The 18,079-nt window shown below is 53.9% G+C and carries 16 protein-coding genes; all 16 read right to left on the bottom strand.

Annotation, left to right across the window (positions count from 1 at the left end; all coding sequences use genetic code 11):
* Positions 1-11 precede the first annotated feature (11 nt).
* The gene (gene menF, locus ACZRKO_RS09830) at positions 12-1,385 is read right to left on the bottom strand and encodes an isochorismate synthase MenF (RefSeq protein ID WP_463737007.1); all 1,374 of its coding nucleotides are present in this window, start codon (positions 1,383-1,385) and stop codon (positions 12-14) included.
* 246 nt (positions 1,386-1,631) lie between these two features.
* Entirely contained in the window at positions 1,632-1,955 is a 324-nt protein-coding gene (elaB, locus tag ACZRKO_RS09835; protein ID WP_463737008.1) for a stress response protein ElaB, read from the bottom strand.
* A gap of 102 nt (positions 1,956-2,057) precedes the next feature.
* Entirely contained in the window at positions 2,058-2,585 is a 528-nt protein-coding gene (locus ACZRKO_RS09840; RefSeq protein WP_463737009.1) for a DUF1097 domain-containing protein, read from the bottom strand.
* Positions 2,586-2,795: 210 nt separating this feature from the next.
* Positions 2,796-4,256: an NADH-quinone oxidoreductase subunit NuoN gene (gene nuoN / locus ACZRKO_RS09845; RefSeq protein ID WP_463737010.1), complete on the bottom strand. Its 1,461-nt coding sequence runs from the start codon at positions 4,254-4,256 to the stop codon at positions 2,796-2,798.
* Positions 4,257-4,262: 6 nt separating this feature from the next.
* Positions 4,263-5,792, bottom strand: a complete 1,530-nt coding sequence (gene nuoM / locus ACZRKO_RS09850) for an NADH-quinone oxidoreductase subunit M (RefSeq protein ID WP_463737011.1) — start codon at positions 5,790-5,792, stop codon at positions 4,263-4,265.
* Between the two features lie 24 nt (positions 5,793-5,816).
* On the bottom strand, positions 5,817-7,664 hold the full coding sequence (gene nuoL / locus ACZRKO_RS09855; RefSeq protein ID WP_463737012.1) for an NADH-quinone oxidoreductase subunit L: 1,848 nt from the start codon (positions 7,662-7,664) through the stop codon (positions 5,817-5,819).
* On the bottom strand, positions 7,661-7,963 hold the full coding sequence (nuoK, locus tag ACZRKO_RS09860; protein ID WP_004936014.1) for an NADH-quinone oxidoreductase subunit NuoK: 303 nt from the start codon (positions 7,961-7,963) through the stop codon (positions 7,661-7,663). The genes nuoL and nuoK overlap by 4 nt, the downstream gene beginning before the upstream one ends.
* Entirely contained in the window at positions 7,960-8,517 is a 558-nt protein-coding gene (nuoJ, locus tag ACZRKO_RS09865; protein WP_463737013.1) for an NADH-quinone oxidoreductase subunit J, read from the bottom strand. The genes nuoK and nuoJ overlap by 4 nt, the downstream gene beginning before the upstream one ends.
* A gap of 12 nt (positions 8,518-8,529) precedes the next feature.
* On the bottom strand, positions 8,530-9,072 hold the full coding sequence (gene nuoI / locus ACZRKO_RS09870; RefSeq protein ID WP_188469902.1) for an NADH-quinone oxidoreductase subunit NuoI: 543 nt from the start codon (positions 9,070-9,072) through the stop codon (positions 8,530-8,532).
* A 14-nt stretch (positions 9,073-9,086) separates the two neighbouring features.
* Positions 9,087-10,064, bottom strand: coding sequence for an NADH-quinone oxidoreductase subunit NuoH (nuoH, locus tag ACZRKO_RS09875; RefSeq protein ID WP_463737014.1), 978 nt, complete (start codon positions 10,062-10,064; stop codon positions 9,087-9,089).
* Positions 10,061-12,787 carry an NADH-quinone oxidoreductase subunit NuoG gene (nuoG, locus tag ACZRKO_RS09880; RefSeq protein WP_463737015.1) on the bottom strand — a complete coding sequence of 909 codons (2,727 nt, stop codon included), beginning with the start codon at positions 12,785-12,787 and terminating at the stop codon, positions 10,061-10,063. The genes nuoH and nuoG overlap by 4 nt, the downstream gene beginning before the upstream one ends.
* Positions 12,788-12,929: 142 nt before the next feature.
* Positions 12,930-14,300, bottom strand: a complete 1,371-nt coding sequence (gene nuoF, locus ACZRKO_RS09885; protein ID WP_463737016.1) for an NADH-quinone oxidoreductase subunit NuoF — start codon at positions 14,298-14,300, stop codon at positions 12,930-12,932.
* Entirely contained in the window at positions 14,297-14,833 is a 537-nt protein-coding gene (nuoE, locus tag ACZRKO_RS09890) for an NADH-quinone oxidoreductase subunit NuoE (protein WP_463737017.1), read from the bottom strand. The genes nuoF and nuoE overlap by 4 nt, the downstream gene beginning before the upstream one ends.
* Positions 14,834-14,835: 2 nt before the next feature.
* On the bottom strand, positions 14,836-16,635 hold the full coding sequence (nuoC, locus tag ACZRKO_RS09895; protein ID WP_463737018.1) for an NADH-quinone oxidoreductase subunit C/D: 1,800 nt from the start codon (positions 16,633-16,635) through the stop codon (positions 14,836-14,838).
* A gap of 79 nt (positions 16,636-16,714) precedes the next feature.
* Complete coding sequence (locus tag ACZRKO_RS09900) at positions 16,715-17,389, bottom strand: NuoB/complex I 20 kDa subunit family protein (protein WP_140470293.1); 675 nt, start codon at positions 17,387-17,389, stop codon at positions 16,715-16,717.
* Between the two features lie 19 nt (positions 17,390-17,408).
* Positions 17,409-17,846 (bottom strand): NADH-quinone oxidoreductase subunit A, encoded by a 438-nt coding sequence (locus ACZRKO_RS09905; protein WP_463737019.1) that lies wholly within the window; start codon positions 17,844-17,846, stop codon positions 17,409-17,411.
* Positions 17,847-18,079: the final 233 nt, after the last annotated feature.

Consider the following 18,079-nt stretch of genomic DNA (forward strand, 5'->3'; position numbering starts at 1 on the left):
GCAAAACTGGCTTAACCGGCCCGGACGGCAGGCGCATAGTTTTCTTGTGGCAGAACGTTTTCGACGAGCACAACGTTCTCTTCCAGCAGGGTGCGCAGCCCTGCAGCTTTGTTCTCAATTTCCTGCCACTCCTGCGCAGCATCGGAACCCGCGACGATACCGGCCCCGGCAAACAGCGCTAACTCATCCCCCTTCACCGCCGCAGAACGGAGTGCCACCGCAAATTCGCTGCGTGCCAGACTGATAAAACCGGCCGAACCGGCATACCACTGGCGGTCAAAAGGTTCATGATGCGTAATAAAGTCGCGTGCCGCCTGGCGCGGTAGCCCGGCCACGGCAGCAGTCGGTTGCAACCGTTGCAGACAATTTGCGTCATCCGTATGGGCCAGAACCGCGTGAATGCTTCGACGCAGATGCTGTACTTTGCGCAGACGTAACACTTCAGCGGGCATCACATCCAGCGAGTGCGCACTCCCCTGCAATCGCTGGCAGATATCATCGACCACGAGCATATTTTCACGCTGGTTCTTGGCATCTTTCAGCAGCCACTGCCCCAGTTCATGGGCCTGGAGGTTTTCCACGGCTCCCGCGACCGTTCCGGCCAGCGCTTCCGTTGAAAGTTCATGGTTTTCCCGCATAAAAAGCCGCTCGGGGCTGGAGCCCAGAAACGCCTGTTGCGCCGTAAAGGCCAGCATGAAGTGATAACAGTGGTGATTCACCGCACGGCTGGCGGCTAAAAAAGCGGCGGCATTCAGTGGCTGACTGAGGCTCAGCGTGGTTTTACGCGCCAGCACGACTTTGTCAAAATGGCCTTGCCCGATGCTGGTCAGAGCGCTGTTGACCATCTGTTCCCACTGTGGTTTTGCGGGCAGGTGTTGATGCTGCAATACGTGAGATGTCAGCGCAGGCAATGGACGGCTCTTGACCAGCGAACGCAGGAAAGTCCGCATCCGTTTAGCTTCGTCGCGTAGAGAGCTCGCACTGTAGAGGTTACAAAAAAGCCTGCACGTTCCGGCCTGGAGGTGGATTTCAATGCGAGGTAAAAACAGTGCATTAGCATCCAAAGCCACAGCATCTGCCCCATGAAAGGCATTCAGCCCCCAGATGCGTAATTCGGATAGTTGTGGATATTGTCGCAAAAAGGCCTGGGCCTCAGCGAGGTGACCAAAAGTGCAACCATCGCCACATAGGGCTGCCTCCTCATTTTCATCCCGCTGCTGCCAGTAGAATTTGGGGTAACAAGTTTGTGCGTTCAGCCATTCCAGCATGCCACTTTCCGGTTGGTCAGCCAGTACGTAGCTCAACTGCCGCAGGCCTGCTGCGTCGGGAAAATCCCCTGACAGGGCCGTATCCAACTGGTCAATAATTGCTGAAATCTGTTTCACCGTAACCTCAGGTCGTATCCGATGGGTTTGATGTCGGGCAGGAATACCCTTCTGGATCAAATAACAGGTTAAATCAAATACGGGAGAATTATGCGGCGTTACGCAGATTGATAATATGCGGCAGATCAAACCGTAGCGAGAGGCGGAGGATATGAAGGGGTAGAAGGTACTTCGCAGGAGTCATTAAAGGGGAAAAAACAGAGGCAGCCTGAGCTGCCTCTGTCATAAACACTGAGTCATAGATACTTAGCGGCGTAACAGAAGACCAATAACTAAGCCTACAGCAGCACCAGCACCGACACCGTGCCACGGATTGTCGCGTACGTAGGTATCGGTCTGCTCAGCAACCTGACGGGCTTTGGCGCAGTATGAGTTGGCGGTACCGCTAAGGCGTGATTTCACCTCTTCCAGCGCCTGCTCTGCACGGCTTTTAATCTCAATGTACTTTTGGTCAGCTTTGTCACCGGAAGATTTCAGCACCTCTTCCAGCGTTTCAGAAAGCATTCGTAAATCGTCATCCAGGGAAGTTTGCTGTGGCCCATTCTGGCGAGGTTCAAATTGGTTAGACATGGCTATCTCCTTTTTTGTGGTTATCACAATACCCATTAACCCTAGCGCAGATTCGTCCTGCGTGCAGTGCCAAAAGCGGGGAGAAGCGTAGCCATTACTCTTTTAAGAACCTTCCGACCGCTGTACTGGCGGGAATGTCGCGTCATTATGCAGTGTTTGCTGCGCAGCACGCAGTTGCTTCTCGCGCCGCTCGGCCAGCCACAGACCGCTGTTTTTCATGGCATAACCAAACAGCAAACCAACTAACAGGGATAACACCACCTGGCGCCAGTCACCCTGCGCCGCAAAAGTCGCGCAGGCACCAATGAAAGTACCGGGAACAAAGGCCAGCCACTGCTGCCAGGCCTGCAAACACATCAAAAATGCCACAATGCCGGTCAGCATATAGCCCACGAGAGTCCATTCAGGGCGCAGACTGCTGCCCGCAATGATCACTTCCGCCCAGAAAACACCGCTCAGGCAGGTCAGCGTACTGATGACCAGCCCGCGCAGCCCGCCTTTCGGGCAGGCAAAATAAGCCGTACAGCCAAGGAAACCCGCCCAGCTTATCAGGCCAAGGCTGATGGCGACCCAACCCCAGACGCCGGAGAGAATACCGGTAGTAATGGCGATCATCACCAGTACATTCATGATGTGTGAACCTATACGAATTTGGACAAGCGCGCAGTGTACGCATTGGCGGGAATAATGAAATGGGATAGATCACAATATCGATGTAATTTACATATGAACGTACATATAAATGTGACTCAAATCACACAAATGCGTTTTTCAGTACAAAACACAGACGTAAAAAAAGCCGCTCACAGGAGCGGCTTCGGGAGATTCGGCGACCCGCAATTACAGCAGCGGTTGCGCCATCTGAACCAGGGTTATAAGCGGTTGCGGGTAAATACCCAGTGCCAGTACCAGAATCGCGGAGATCAGCACCACCACACCACCTGCGGTCAACGCCCAGTTGTTCGGGGTATCACGCACCAGCGTTTCCGGCGCGCTGAGGAACAGGCTCACCGTTACGCGCAGGTAGTAGTAAAGACCAATCGCAGAACCCACAACAACGGCACCGGTCAGCCACCAAAGATGCGCGGTAACACCGGTTGCAATCACGTAGAACTTACCGATAAAGCCAAGGGTCATCGGGATACCGGCCAGTGACAGCATCATCACGGTCATTACCGCAGACAGGATTGGCTTATGCCAGAACAGACCACGGTAGGAGAACAGTGATTCAGCATCCGGGCCTTTGTACGGGCTGGACATCAGGCTAACAACGCCGAATGCACCCAGGCTGCTGAACAGATAACCGGCCAGATAAACGCCAACGGTTTCCATCGACAGTTGATGGGTTTGTACTGCAATCAGTGCGACCAGCAGGTAACCCAGATGGGCGATAGACGAGTAACCCAGCAGGCGCTTAATGTTGCTCTGACTGATCGCCATAATGTTACCGACCAGAATCGAGCAGAAGGCGATAATACTCAGCACGATGCGAATCGCTTCGTTGTCCGCCACCGGTGCGTACAGGAACAGACGCATCACGACGGCGAAGATAGCAATCTTGCTGGCGGTTGCCAGGAAGGTTGATACCGGCGCAGGTGCGCCCTGATAAACGTCCGGGGTCCACAGGTGGAAAGGGACCAGCGACAGCTTGAATCCCAGACCAACAATCATCATGCCCAGACCCGCCAGCAACAGCGGCTGGTGCAACATCACGCCATCGGCCAGATTTCTGCCCAACGCGACGAAGCTCAGATCACCTGACTGCGCGTACAGCAGCGCCATACCAAACAGCAGGAAGGATGATGCTGCAGCAGAGAGCAGCATGTATTTAATGGCAGCTTCCAGCGAACGCTTCTGACGGTAGGCATAACCAATCAGACCAAACAGTGGCAACGAAATCAGTTCGATCCCGAGGAACATTGAGGCCAGATGGTTAGAGCACGCCAGCAGAATGCCACCCATGGTTGCAATCAGCACCAACAGGTAGAACTCTTCGCGGTTGTCCGGATAACCGGCCAGCCACGGGTAGGCGAACGTGCTGGTGGCGAGGCTCGCCAGCAGCACCAACCCAATGTAGAACATTGAGTAACCGTCGATACGTAATAGCGGAGTGACGTCCTGTGGACCCACTTGCCCCACGTAGTACAGGGAAAGCAGGGCAACGTTCAGACCAATAACGGTCAGTGTGGCATTAAGAAAATGGTCGCGTCGCCACGCAATGGACAGCATCACCACCACCACTGTCAATCCGACGATCATCAGCGGTAACAGTGCGATCAGATTTTGAAGTGTAAATGTCATGGCGAGTTACGGCCTTGTCGTTGAAATAGTGGAAACTGATGATCCGAACCAGTGCTGCACGTTCGACATCGCTGCGCTCGAGGTATCGAGGATAGGCTGCGGATAAACACCCAGCGCCACCAGCAATACCACCAGTAACAGAATGATCGACAGTTCACGTGCGGTCATACCCGGTAACGGCTGGTCAGATTTGGCTTTACCGTAGTAAGCGCGTTGCATCATCACTAGCGAGTAAACCGAAGCAAACACCAGACCAAAGGTCGAGATGACAGTGATCACCGGTACAACCGGGAAGCTGCCAAACAGGATCATGAATTCACCGACGAAGTTACCGGTACCCGGCATACCTAACGTCGCAACGGCGAAGAACAGCGACAGCGCTGGCAGATATTTTATCCGCCCCCACAGTCCGCCCATCAGACGCATATCACGGGTATGCAGACGCTCGTACAACTGACCACAGATAATGAACATACCGGCTGCGGACAGACCGTGTGCAATCATCTGAATCACTGCGCCCTGGTACGCCAACTGGCTGCCGGTAAAGATAGCAATCAGAACAAAGCCCATGTGCGATACAGAGGTGTAGGCAATCAGACGTTTGATATCGGTCTGAGAGAACGCCATCCATGCGCCGTAGAAGATACCAATGACACCGAGCCACATGGCAATAGGCGCGAACTCATGGGACGCATTCGGGAAGAATGGCAACATGAAGCGCAACATGCCGTAGGCCGCGGTTTTCAGCAAGATACCCGCTAAGTCAACAGAACCTGCCGTTGGTGCCTGGCTGTGCGCATCCGGCAACCAGCCATGCAATGGCACGACCGGCATTTTCACCGCGAAAGCGATAAAGAAGCCCAGCATCAGCAGGTATTCAACGTTGTGGGACATTGGCGTCTTCAGCAGATCTTCATAGTTGAAGGTCCACGTGCCGGTCGCGTTGTAGTGCACAAACACCAGGCCCAGAATCGCAATCAACATCACCAGCCCGCTGGACTGGGTATAGATGAAGAATTTAGTTGCTGCGCTGATACGCGTTTTACCGTCTGATGCTTTGTGACCCCACAGCGCAATCAGGAAGTACATCGGCACCAACATCATTTCCCAGAAGAAGAAGAACAGGAACATGTCGATGGCGAGGAACACGCCGATCACGCCGCCGAGGATCCACAGCAAGTTCAGGTGGAAGAACCCCTGATACTTTTGGATCTCGCGCCACGAACAGAGGATAGCCAGTACGCCGAGCAAGCCGGTCAACACCACCATCAGCAGAGACAAACCGTCCAGTGCAAGGTGGAAGCTGATACCAAAGCGAGGGATCCACGGCAGTGAGAATTCAGACTGCCATTGCGGAATACCCGCCGGGTGCATTAATGAGTAACCCCCCTGCAACCACAGTTGCAGGGAAAGTGCTAAGGTCAGCCCCATCGCGATCAGAGCTATCCAGCGCGGTACTTTGCTCCCGAAACGCTCAGTCTGCCAACACAGCAGCCCGCCGATAAAGGGGATAAGAATTAGCCAAGGAAGTAGCATGGCGTTTTGTGTCCCTATTTTTTCTTAAATAACCAGCAACAGTGCCAAAACAACCACTGCTCCCAAACCCATTGACGCGACATACCAGCGTGTCTGCCCATTTGCACTCAACGTCAGCCCGCGGTTCCCGAGACGGGATAGCACGGCAGGCAGATTCATCATTGAGTTAAGCGGATCACGTTGCAGAAGCTTAGCGATGGCCAGATACGGCTTGACGAAAATCATGTCGTATAACCAGTCGAAGCCCCACGCGTGGAACCACCACACCGTGAAGAAGCGGCCAATGGCGCTTTTCGCGATGCTGTTAACCAGTGAGCGTTTGCCAAGATACAGCGCAGCCGCCAGCAAGATGCCGACAATAGCCACAACGCCCGAGGTGATTTCCAGGGTCAGTATGCTGCCATGCGCCAGCTCAGTGGTGTCCGGCAAGACGCCTTTCAGCGGCGGTACAATCATCGCACCAATGAAGGTCGACAGAACCATCAGAACCAGCAGCGGCAGATGGTGAGTGATGCCTTTACCCGCATGGGCCTTAATTTTCTCTTCGCCGTGGAACACGATGAAGATCATGCGGAAGGTATACAGGGACGTCATGAACGCGCCGACCAGACCTGCAATCATCAGATTGAGATGGCCGTTTGCCAGAGCACCGGCGAGGATCTCATCCTTACTGAAGAAGCCAGCGGTAATGATTGGCAGAGCAGACAACGCCGCACCACCGACCAGGAAGCAGACATACACCAGTGGAATCGATTTACGCAGGCCGCCCATCTTGAAGATATTCTGTTCATGATGGCAGGCCAAAATGACCGAACCAGAAGAAAGGAACAGCAGGGCTTTAAAGAATGCGTGAGTCATCAGGTGGAAAATTGCCGCATCCCACGCCTGGACGCCCAGCGCCAGGAACATGTAACCAATCTGGCTCATGGTCGAGTAGGCAAGGACGCGTTTGATATCGGTTTGCACCAGGGCAGCGAAGCCTGCCAGCACCAGTGTTACTGCACCGATAATGCCCACCAGATGCAGAACGTCAGGCGCCATCAGGAACAGGCCATGCGTACGAGCAATCAGGTAAACACCGGCGGTAACCATGGTCGCGGCGTGAATCAACGCAGAAACCGGTGTCGGACCGGCCATGGCATCTGCCAGCCAGGTCTGCAACGGAAGCTGTGCAGATTTACCCACTGCCCCACCGAGTAACATTAACGTTGCCCAGGTGATCGCGGTGTCGCCAACGGCCAGTTTCTGCGGTGCCAGCACCATCAGTTCACGGATGTTCAGCGTACCCAACTCGCGGTACAAGATGAACAACGCGAAGGCCAGGAACACGTCACCAACGCGGGTCACGATGAAGGCTTTCATCGCCGCCGAACCGTTAGCCGGATGGGTGTAGTAGAAACCGATCAACAGGTAGCTACACAGGCCCACGCCTTCCCAACCGAGGTACATCAGCAACAGGTTGTCTGCCAGTACCAGAATCACCATGCTTGCGATAAACAGGTTGGTGTAAGCGAAGAAGCGCGAATAGCCCTCTTCCCCGCGCATATACCAGGAAGCGAACATGTGGATGAAGAAACCTACGCCGGTAACGACAGACAGCATCGTCATCGACAAACCGTCGAGCGTTAGCGTGGCGGCGATGTTGAAGTCGCCTACCTGCATCCAGTTCCACAGGTTCTGGTTAAAGATTTCAACGCCAGCAGCGCGTTGGGTCATGAAATCGAAGCCGACGTAAATTGTCGTCAACGCAGCAAGACCGATAGAACCTACGCCAACGATAGCGGAAGTATTTTCAGACCAGCGACCGCGTGAGAAGGCCAGCAAAATAAAGCCAATCAGCGGGAACAGAATTGTTAAATAGAGTAGGTTCATCCGCGCATCTCACTGACAGTGTCGATATTCAGGGTGTGGCGACGGCGATAGAGTTGCAGCAACAACGCCAGACCAATACTGGCCTCCGCCGCTGCCAGGCTGATTGCCAGGATGTACATCACCTGACCGTCTGCCTGACCCCAATAGCTCCCGGCCACGATGAACGCCAGCGCCGCTGCGTTGATCATCACTTCCAGACTGATCAGCATAAACAGCAGGTTACGACGGACAAGCAGCCCAGTCAGCCCCAAAACAAACAGAATTGCGGCCAAAATCAGGCCATGCTGTAGAGGGATCATGCTCTATCCTCCGTTTTTCTTTTCGCCATTTCAGTGGTTGCCGGTGTATCACCGAACACTTCGCCCGCTTTGTGCTCACGTCCGATGTGGAAGGCAACAACCAAACCGGCCAGCAGCAACATTGATGCCAGCTCAACCGCCAGAACATAAGGACCAAACAGCGCGATACCGACCGCTTTCGCGTCAACCATCGTGCCTTTGATACCTTGGTCATGCAGGCCAAGGATGGAGGTGATCATCACGCCCAGCAGCACGATTGCCAGAATCGAAGGCCCGATCCAGGTAGAAGGCTTAAGCCATGCACGCTCCTGCTCTTCGACGTTGCCAAGGTTCAGCATCATCACCACGAACACGAACAGCACCATAATGGCACCAGCGTAAACGATGATTTCCAGCGCACCGGCGAAGTATGCACCGAGCGAGAAGAACACCGCCGCGATCGCCAGAAGCGAGACGATCAAATACAGCAATGCATGCACCGGGTTGGTGTGCGTGATAACACGCAATGTCGCCAACACGGCCACCACGGCTGCAATATAAAATGCAAATTCCATGCTTGCGGCTCCTTAAGGCAACAGACCTTTGACGTTGATCGGTTTGGCTTCATTTTCAGCTTCGCCTTTCGACTTGCCGTCAACTGCCATACCGGCCATCCGGTAGAAGTTATATTCCGGATATTTACCCGGACCCGAGATCAGCAGATCTTCTTTTTCGTACACCAGATCCTGACGTTTGAACTCACCCATTTCAAAGTCAGGCGTCAACTGAATGGCCGTAGTCGGGCAGGCTTCTTCGCACAGACCACAGAAAATGCAGCGCGAGAAGTTGATACGGAAGAACTCCGGATACCAACGACCGTCTTTATGTTCCGCTTTTTGTAGCGAGATACAGCCTACCGGGCAGGCTACCGCACACAGGTTACAGGCAACGCAGCGTTCTTCACCGTCCGGATCGCGCGTCAGCACAATGCGGCCACGGTAACGAGCCGGGACGTTTACTTTTTCTTCCGGGTACATCTGGGTTTCGCGCTTGGCGAAGGCATGCAAGCCTATCATCCATAAGCTACGAACCTGGGTGCCGAACCCGACAACTATGTCTTTCAATGTCATGGTTAAATCACCCCTTATGGCGCGTTGTACAAGATGACCGCAGCGGTCGCCAGCAGATTGAGTAATGTCAGCGGCAGGCAAACTTTCCAGCCAAAGGACATTACCTGGTCATAACGCGGACGCGGCAGAGCAGCACGGATCAAAATGAACATCACCATGAAGAAAGCGGTTTTCAGCGCAAACCAGATAAACGGAGGCAGGAACGGCCCCTGCCAACCACCGAAGAACAAAGTGACAATCAGCGCAGACACGGTAACGATACCGATGTATTCGCCCACAAAGAACAAACCGAATTTCATACCGGAATATTCGATGTGATAACCGTCCGCCAGTTCCTGCTCGGCTTCCGGTTGGTCGAATGGGTGACGGTGACACACCGCCACGCCTGCTATCGCAAAGGTCACAAAGCCAAAGAATTGCGGAATGATGTTCCACATATGGGCTTGTGAATTGACGATGTCCTGCATGTTGAACGATCCCGCTTGCGCGACAACGCCCATCAGCGACAAGCCAAGGAACACTTCATAACTCAGGGTCTGGGCGGACGCACGCATCGCACCTAACAGTGAGTATTTGTTGTTACTCGACCAACCAGCGAACAGTACCGCGTAAACGGTCAGGCCGGCCATCATCAGGAAGAACAGAATACCGATGTTCAAATCAGCAGCGAACCAGGTCGAACTGACCGGGACGATAGCGAATGAAATCAGCATTGAGCTGAACGCGATCATCGGCGCGAGCGTAAAGATCGCACGGTCGGTGAACTTCGGTACCCAGTCTTCTTTGAAGAACATTTTGATCATGTCAGCAACCAGTTGCAGCGAGCCGCCCCAGCCGACACGGTTTGGTCCGTATCGGTTCTGAAACAGAGCCAGCAGGCGACGTTCACCGAAACTCATGAACGCACCGCAGGTCACTACCACTAACAGGATCACTACTGCTTTGAGCACGGCGATAAGCGTCGCGATCACTTCAGGTGTAAACCAGCTCATCGCGCTGCCTCCCGCAGATTTTCAACCGTTGCACCCACCAGTACCGGAGGAATACCCGGCAAGCCCAGTGGCAGACCAACCTGCCCCTGAGTCAAGGTTTCACTCAGACGTACCGGCAAGCTCAGCGTCTGGCCGCCACAGGTGAACTCCACCTGTGAACCGGCGTTAATGCCTAATTGCGCGGCATCCGCCGGGTTCACCATCACGTAAGGCTGTGGCATACGCTGCTGAATAACGCTGGCGCGCTGGCTCATCTCTTCGCTGCCGAAAAGATGATAGTAAGGCGCGACACGCCATTCGCTGGCAGAAGCACTGAAGGCCGCAGGAATGTCTGAGAAGTAATCCAGAGTCCCCTCCCCCGCTTCAATCATGCGAACACCCGGATCACCATGGCGCAGGCTTCCACCCACTTCGCTTTGGAACTTGTTCCAGGCTTGTGGTGAGTTCCAGCCCGGTGCCCAGGCAAATGGCACCTGATTACGTTCGGCTAACGGGTTGTTGTTCCCTTCCATGGAGAAGGCAAACATGGTGTCTTTATCTTGTGGCTGACGCGGTTCATGCACGCTAATGTTAGCGCGCATCGCAGTGCGGCCACTATAGCGGTGCGGAGAACGAGCCAGTTTCTGGCCGCGAATACGGAAACTTGCATTAGGTGCTGCTTCAACCATGCCTTTCAGCTGTGGCAGTGCTTTAACGCAGGCTTCGATCACGTCATCAAGCTGAGTCCAGTCAACATGGCGGCTGTTAAGCGTGGAGTGCAGCGAGTGCATCCAGCGCCAGCTTTCCAGCATCGAAACTGTTGTGTCGTAGTACGAAGGGTCATAAACCTGGAAGAAACGTTGGGCGCGGCCTTCCTGGTTCACCAACGTACCGTCGCTTTCAGCGAAGCTTGCCGCAGGCAGGATCAGGCTGGCCTTATCCATGATGCGGGTGCGCTGATGGTCAACGACCAGCAGGTTCTGAACTTGTTCCAGCGCAGCATCAACGTTGGCTTCTGGCGCATGACGGTAAAGATCATTTTCCATCACGATTGCGCTGTCTGCGCCACCGTTAGCCAGCAGTTCCAGTGCTGCGTCCAACGTACCGCCACCAATCATCGACAATCCGATGCTGTTGGCCGCTGAGGCAACAAAGGTAATACCAACATCGCTCCCGCGAGCTTTCAGCGCTTTTGCCACGTTAGCGGCGGCGGCGATGATCGCGTCACTGCCCGCACTACTGCCGGTAATGATAAGCGGCTTACGCGCGTCGGTTAACGCCTGCACAATCACGTCAATTTTCTTGTCGAGACCTGCTGCCAAATCGGTGACGGCTGGCGCTGAACTGTCCAGCGCATGAGCAATGGCAAAGCCGAAACGGGCCTGGTCATCTACCGGTGCGCGGTAATTGTAGGCGGCGATATCGTCGAGGCGGGTGTTGTCCACGTTAGTCATGAACAACGGATGTTTTGAGTGCTGTCCAATGTTCTGGATGGCAGCAATCTGCCAGTCAGCAACACGCTGAGCGGCGGCCATGGCACGCGCCTTGCCTTTGACGGCCTGACGGACGGACAGCGCAATACGCGCGCCAGTCTGAGTCAAATCTTCGCCCAGTATCAGCACCGCGTCATACTCTTCGATTTCACGCAGCGCTGGCGTATGCACGCCGCTGTTGCGCAGAACGTTGAGCATCAATTCAAGGCGGCCCTGTTCGGCAGCATTAATACCGGTATAGAAGTTCTCAGCACCGACCAGCTCGCGCAGCGCAAAGTTGCTTTCGAGGCTGGCACGCGGTGAACCGATACCGATGGTTTTCTGTGCCTGACGCAGAATATCTGCCGCGCCTTGCATCGCCTGCTCTGCGTTCAACTCGATCCAATCGTTACCACGCAATTGCTGTGGTTTCTTTGGTCTGTCTTTCGCGTTGACGTAGCCATAACCGAAACGGCCACGATCGCACAGGAAGTAGTGGTTCACAGTACCGTTGTAGCGGTTTTCGATGCGACGCAGTTCGCCATAACGCTCACCGGGGCTGGTGTTACAGCCAACAGAACATTGCTGACAGATGCTTGGCGCAAACTGCATGTCCCATTTACGGTTGTAGCGTTCGGAGTGCGTTTTGTCGGTGAACACGCCGGTCGGACACACTTCCACCAGGTTACCTGAGAACTCGCTTTCCAGCGGGCCATCTTCCGGGCGACCGAAGTAGACGTTGTCGTGCGTACCATAGACCCCCAGATCGGTGCCGTCCGCGTAATCCTTGTAGTAACGGACACAACGGTAGCAGGCGATACAGCGGTTCATTTCATGGGAGATGAACGGGCCGAGATCTTGGTTGTTATGGGTGCGCTTGGTGAAGCGGTAACGGCGCGTGCTATGACCAGTCATGACCGTCATATCCTGAAGGTGGCAGTTGCCGCCCTCTTCACACACCGGACAGTCGTGCGGATGGTTAGTCATCAACCACTCGACCACACTTTCACGGAACTCTTTGGCTTCGCCGTCATTGATGGAAATAAAGGTTCCATCAGACGCCGGTGTCATACATGACATCACCAAACGACCGCGCGTGTCTTCCGCGTTTTGGTATTGCTTAACCGCACATTGGCGGCAAGCGCCGACGCTTCCCAGCGCCGGATGCCAGCAAAAATAAGGAATATCGAGGCCAAGAGAGAGGCAAGCCTGCAACAGGTTGTCCGCTCCATTTACATCGTATTCTTTGCCGTCTACATGAATCGTAGCCATAGTCAGCATGCTTCCACGTGGCCCACTTAAAGCGGGCGTTAATCAAAAATTCTTGCCGGGTTGGCGTATATCAAACGACCGCGCATCCCTTGTTTTGGGATTTCGCGCACAGCGGGCTCACGTCCGCCGTCTGCTGTCTTTACTACCAGCGTTGTTTGAGCAGGTTGTTTGGCTGAATACCGCCAATTGCCCGCGCGTTGTTGTAATGCTGTTTGGCGATGCCTGCTTCAAACTCTTCCCGGAAATATTTAATCGCACTCTGCAATGGCTCCACGGCACCCGGCGCGTGTGCGCAGAAGGTTTTGCCCGGACCCAGTTGGCGGCAAAGCTGCTCGAGAGTTTCGATATCCCCCGGCTGACCTTCGCCACGCTCCAGCGCGCGCAGGATCTTCACACTCCACGGCAGGCCATCACGACATGGCGTACACCAGCCACAAGACTCACGGGCGAAGAACTCTTCCAGATTACGAACCAGCGGTACCATACCGATTTCATGGTCAACGGCCATCGCCAGCGCAGTACCCATACGGCTACCGGCTTTACCGATGCTTTCGAAGTCCATTGGCAGGTCGAGGTGATCACCGGTCAGGAAGTCAGTCCCTGCCCCGCCCGGCTGCCATGCTTTGAATTTCAAGCCATCGCGCATGCCACCGGCATAATCTTCCAGGATTTCACGTGCAGTAATACCAAACGGCAACTCCCAGACGCCCGGATTTTTCACCCGGCCGGAGAAGCCCATCATTTTGGTACCGGCATCATTACTTTTGCCCGCAGAAATACCTTTGTACCAATCAACACCGTATTCAACGATGGCCGGTACGTTACACAAGGTTTCGACGTTGTTCACACAGGTCGGTTTACCCCATACACCCGAAGATGCCGGGAAAGGTGGTTTGGAACGCGGGTTAGCACGGCGGCCTTCAAGGGAGTTAATCAGTGCGGTTTCTTCACCGCAGATATAACGTCCGGCGCCGGTGTGCACCACCAGTTCGAAGTCAAATCCGGTGCCGAGGATATTTTTACCCAGCAGGCCCGCCGCTTTCGCTTCTTCAATGGCTTTACGCAGATTCACTGCGGCTTCGATGTACTCACCGCGCAGGAAGATGTAACCACGATAGGATTTCAATGCGAATGCGGCGATCAACATGCCTTCCACCAACAGGTGTGGCATTTGCTCCATCAACAAACGGTCTTTATATGTCCCCGGCTCCATCTCATCGGCGTTACACAGCAGATAGCGGATATTCATGCTTTCGTCTTTCGGCATCAGGCTCCACTTCAAACCGGTGGAGAAACCTGCGCCGCCGCGGCCTTTTAGGCCCGCGTCTTTGACCAGCGACACCACGTCATCCTGCGCCATACCTTTCAGTGCCTTCTCAGCACCAACGTAGCCATTTTTGCTACGGTATTCGTCGAGGAAAACCGGCTGCTGGTCTTCACGCATACGCCAGGTCAGCGGATGCATCTCTGGCGTGCGGTCGATCTGTTTAGGCGTAAATCCCTGGAATGTCATGAGTAACGCTCCAATAATTCAACCACTTTTTCTGGCGTCAGATGACTGTGAGTATCATCATCGACCATCATATTTGGACCTTTATCGCAGTTGCCAAGGCAACATGTCGGCAGCAAAGTGAAGCGTCCATCTTCGGTCGTCTCACCCGGTTTGATGCACAACTTTTCTTCAAGAGCGGCCTGAATGCCCTGATAACCGGTGATGTGACACACCACGCTGTCACAATATCGAATCACATGACGGCCTACCGGTTGGCGGAAAATCTGACTGTAAAATGTCGCCACACCTTCAACGTCACTGGCAGGAATACTCAGGATTTCAGCGATAGCATAAATCGCGCCATCCGGAACCCAGCCACGGTGTTTTTGCACGATTTTCAGCGCTTCGATAGATACCGCTCGGTTATCTTCGTAGTGATGCTTTTCATGTTCAATGGCTTCACGTTCAGCGTCATTGAGTTCAAACGCAGGAGGTGCGCTTGGCTCTGAAACGTTGATGTACTGAAGCTCTGAATTGTTGATGGAATTTGTCATCGTTAGCGGTCCACATCTGACATTACGAAATCGATACTGCCCAGATAGACGATTAAGTCCGAAACCAGGCTGCCACGGATAACTGATGGGATCTGCTGCAAATGCGGATAACTTGGCGTACGTATACGGGTACGGTAGCTCATGGTGCTGCCGTCACTCGTCAGGTAGTAGCTGTTAATCCCTTTGGTGGCTTCAACCATCTGGAAAGATTCTTGCGCAGGCATAACCGGGCCCCACGACACTTGCAAGAAGTGCGTGATCAGGGTTTCGATGTGTTGCAGCGTGCGCTCTTTCGGTGGCGGCGTTGTCAGCGGGTGATCGGCTTTGAACGGGCCTTCCGGCATGTTTGCATAGCACTGTTCCAGAATACGCAGGCTCTGACGCAGCTCTTCCACTTTCAACATCACGCGGGAGTAGCAGTCACTGACGCCATCACCGACCGGGACTTCAAAATCGAAGTTCTCGTAACCGGAATATGGACGCCATTTACGCACGTCAAACGCGATACCGGTTGCACGCAGGCCAGCACCTGTGGTGCCCCATGCCAGCGCGTCGTCCGCGTTGTAGGCGGCAACACCTTTGGAACGGCCGATCAAAATGGTGTTTTTCAGTGCGGCTTTGACGTAGGAGTCCAGACGAGCTGGCATCCAGTCAAGGAACTCACGCAGCAGACGTTCCCAGCCTTTAGGCAGGTCGTGAGCAACGCCACCAATACGGAACCAAGCCGGGTGCATACGGAAACCGGTGATCGCTTCAACCAGATCGTAGATTTTCTGACGGTCTGTAAAGGCGAAGAACACGGGAGTCATCGCACCGACGTCCTGAATGAACGTACTGATGTAAAGCAGATGGCTGTTGATGCGGAACAGTTCGGACAGCATCACACGGATGGTGTTGACGCGATCACCTACGGTGATACCCGCCAGTTTTTCAACGGCCAGTACGTAAGGCATTTCGTTAACGCAACCGCCGAGGTATTCGATACGGTCGGTGTACGGAATGTAGCTGTGCCATGACTGGCGCTCGCCCATTTTTTCCGCACCGCGGTGGTGGTAACCGACATCAGGTACGCAGTCGACAATCTCTTCGCCATCAAGCTGCAAGATGATACGGAATGCACCATGCGCAGACGGGTGGTTTGGGCCGAGGTTGAGGAACATGAAGTCCTCGTTTTCGGTCCCGCGTTTCATGCCCCAGTCTTCAGGCTTGAACGTCAGCGCTTCCATTTCCAGATCTTCTTTCTGCTTGGTCAGCTCGAAAGGATCGAATTCGGTGGCACGCGCAGGATAGTCTTTACGCAACGGGTGCCCTTCCCAAGTCTGAGGCATCATGATGCGCGTCAGGTGCGGGTGGCCATCGAAAGTGATACCAAACATTTCCCAGGTTTCACGCTCATACCAGTTGGCGTTCGGGAACACCTTGGTGATGGTTGGGAGATGCAGGTCATTTTCCGCCAGCGCCACTTTGATCATGATGTCGCGGTTACGCTCAACAGAAATCAGGTGGTAGAAAACGGAAAAATCCGCGGCCGGTAAACCGTCGCGGTGGGTGCGTAAACGCTCATCCATACCATGCAAGTCGAACAGCATGACATAAGGTTTTGGCTGTTTACGTAGAAAAGTGATCGCTTCAAGTATCTGTTCGCGTCTGAACCATACCACGGGTATTCCGGTACGGGTCGCTTGAACAGTAAAGGCCTCAGGCCCAAAACGGTTACGCAATTCGCCGATGACCGGATCATCAAGATGATCGCGGGTCTGCCATGCTGGCTGAGCGGTGTCTTGCGTCGTCAAATCTGTCATTTTATTTTCACCACACTAAATGGTCATTTATGCCATAAGGGGATCCGTCACCCTCAGGGTTGACTCTCAGACCGCAGTGTTAAATCTCGTCAGGAGACTTCAGATTCGTCACGGCGATACGCTCTGCACGTTTGCGCTCTTTCTCAGATTGCATGTTCGCGCGGTAAACGCCTTGATCACCAACAACCCACGACAGCGGGCGGCGCTCTTTACCAATGGATTCTTGCAGCAGTAACAGGGCCTGCATGTAAGCTTCCGGACGCGGTGGGCAGCCAGGGATATAAACGTCAACTGGCAGGAATTTATCCACGCCCTGAACCACGGAATAGATATCGTACATGCCGCCTGAGTTTGCGCAGGCACCCATGGAGATCACCCATTTCGGTTCAAGCATCTGATCGTATAGACGCTGAATGACCGGAGCCATTTTGGTAAAGCAGGTTCCGGCAACTACCATGAAATCGGCCTGACGCGGAGAGGCACGCAGAACTTCTGCACCAAAACGCGCGACATCGTGAACCGCAGTAAACGAGGTCACCATTTCAACGTAGCAACAAGAAAGGCCGAAGTTATACGGCCAAAGGGAATTTTTGCGACCCCAGTTCACCATCCCATGCATCGCCTCTTCGAGGTTCCCCATAAAGACGCTGCGTTTAACCTGCTCCTGAAGAGGATCGCCTACGATCTCTTGCTTTTGCAGGGGGTACCGGTCGTTCTCACCGTCCGGGTCTATGCGGGTGAGCGTATAGTCCATCTTAATGCCTCGCTATTACTTACTGCGGATGACTGTTGGTGTTAATCGCTGGGCTCGGCTTAACAGGTCCTTTCGAACGTGTTGGTGTCCAGTCCAGTGCGCCAATACGCACCAGATAAAACAGACCGGCTAACAGGACTAAAATGAAAATGGCGGCTTCAACGAACCCGGTCCACCCGCTTTCACGGATAGAGGTTGACCATGCATACAGATACAGGGCTTCGACGTCGAAAATGACGAAGAACATCGCGACCAGATAGAATTTGGCGGAAAGACGCATGCGGGCGGTACCCACAGATGCGATACCAGATTCAAAAGGTGTGTTTTTGTATCGCGCTCTGGCTCTCCCACCAAGGAACGCTGCGCCCAATAACATGAGGCAACAAAGACCTATTGCGACGATCAGAAATACCGCGAACGCCCAGTGTTGAGCGATAACTTCAGTGGCTGTTGACATACTCTTAGCTTACTCATCAAAAGCGGCGCTATAGCATCTGCTCTTTGACGGCAGCTTGCGCACCACATCGATTCAAGGGAAGGATTAATAACCACACCGTATCACGGCATATAAACGGTTTAAGCCAGTGATTTACTGTGGGCTTTTTACCCCTTTCTATAACCTTTTGTCAACTTAGACAAAAGTATCTCCACATTAATTTACATGCGCATCATTTTATTAACATATCATGC

It is taken from the genome of Ewingella sp. C233, from assembly GCF_055407225.1.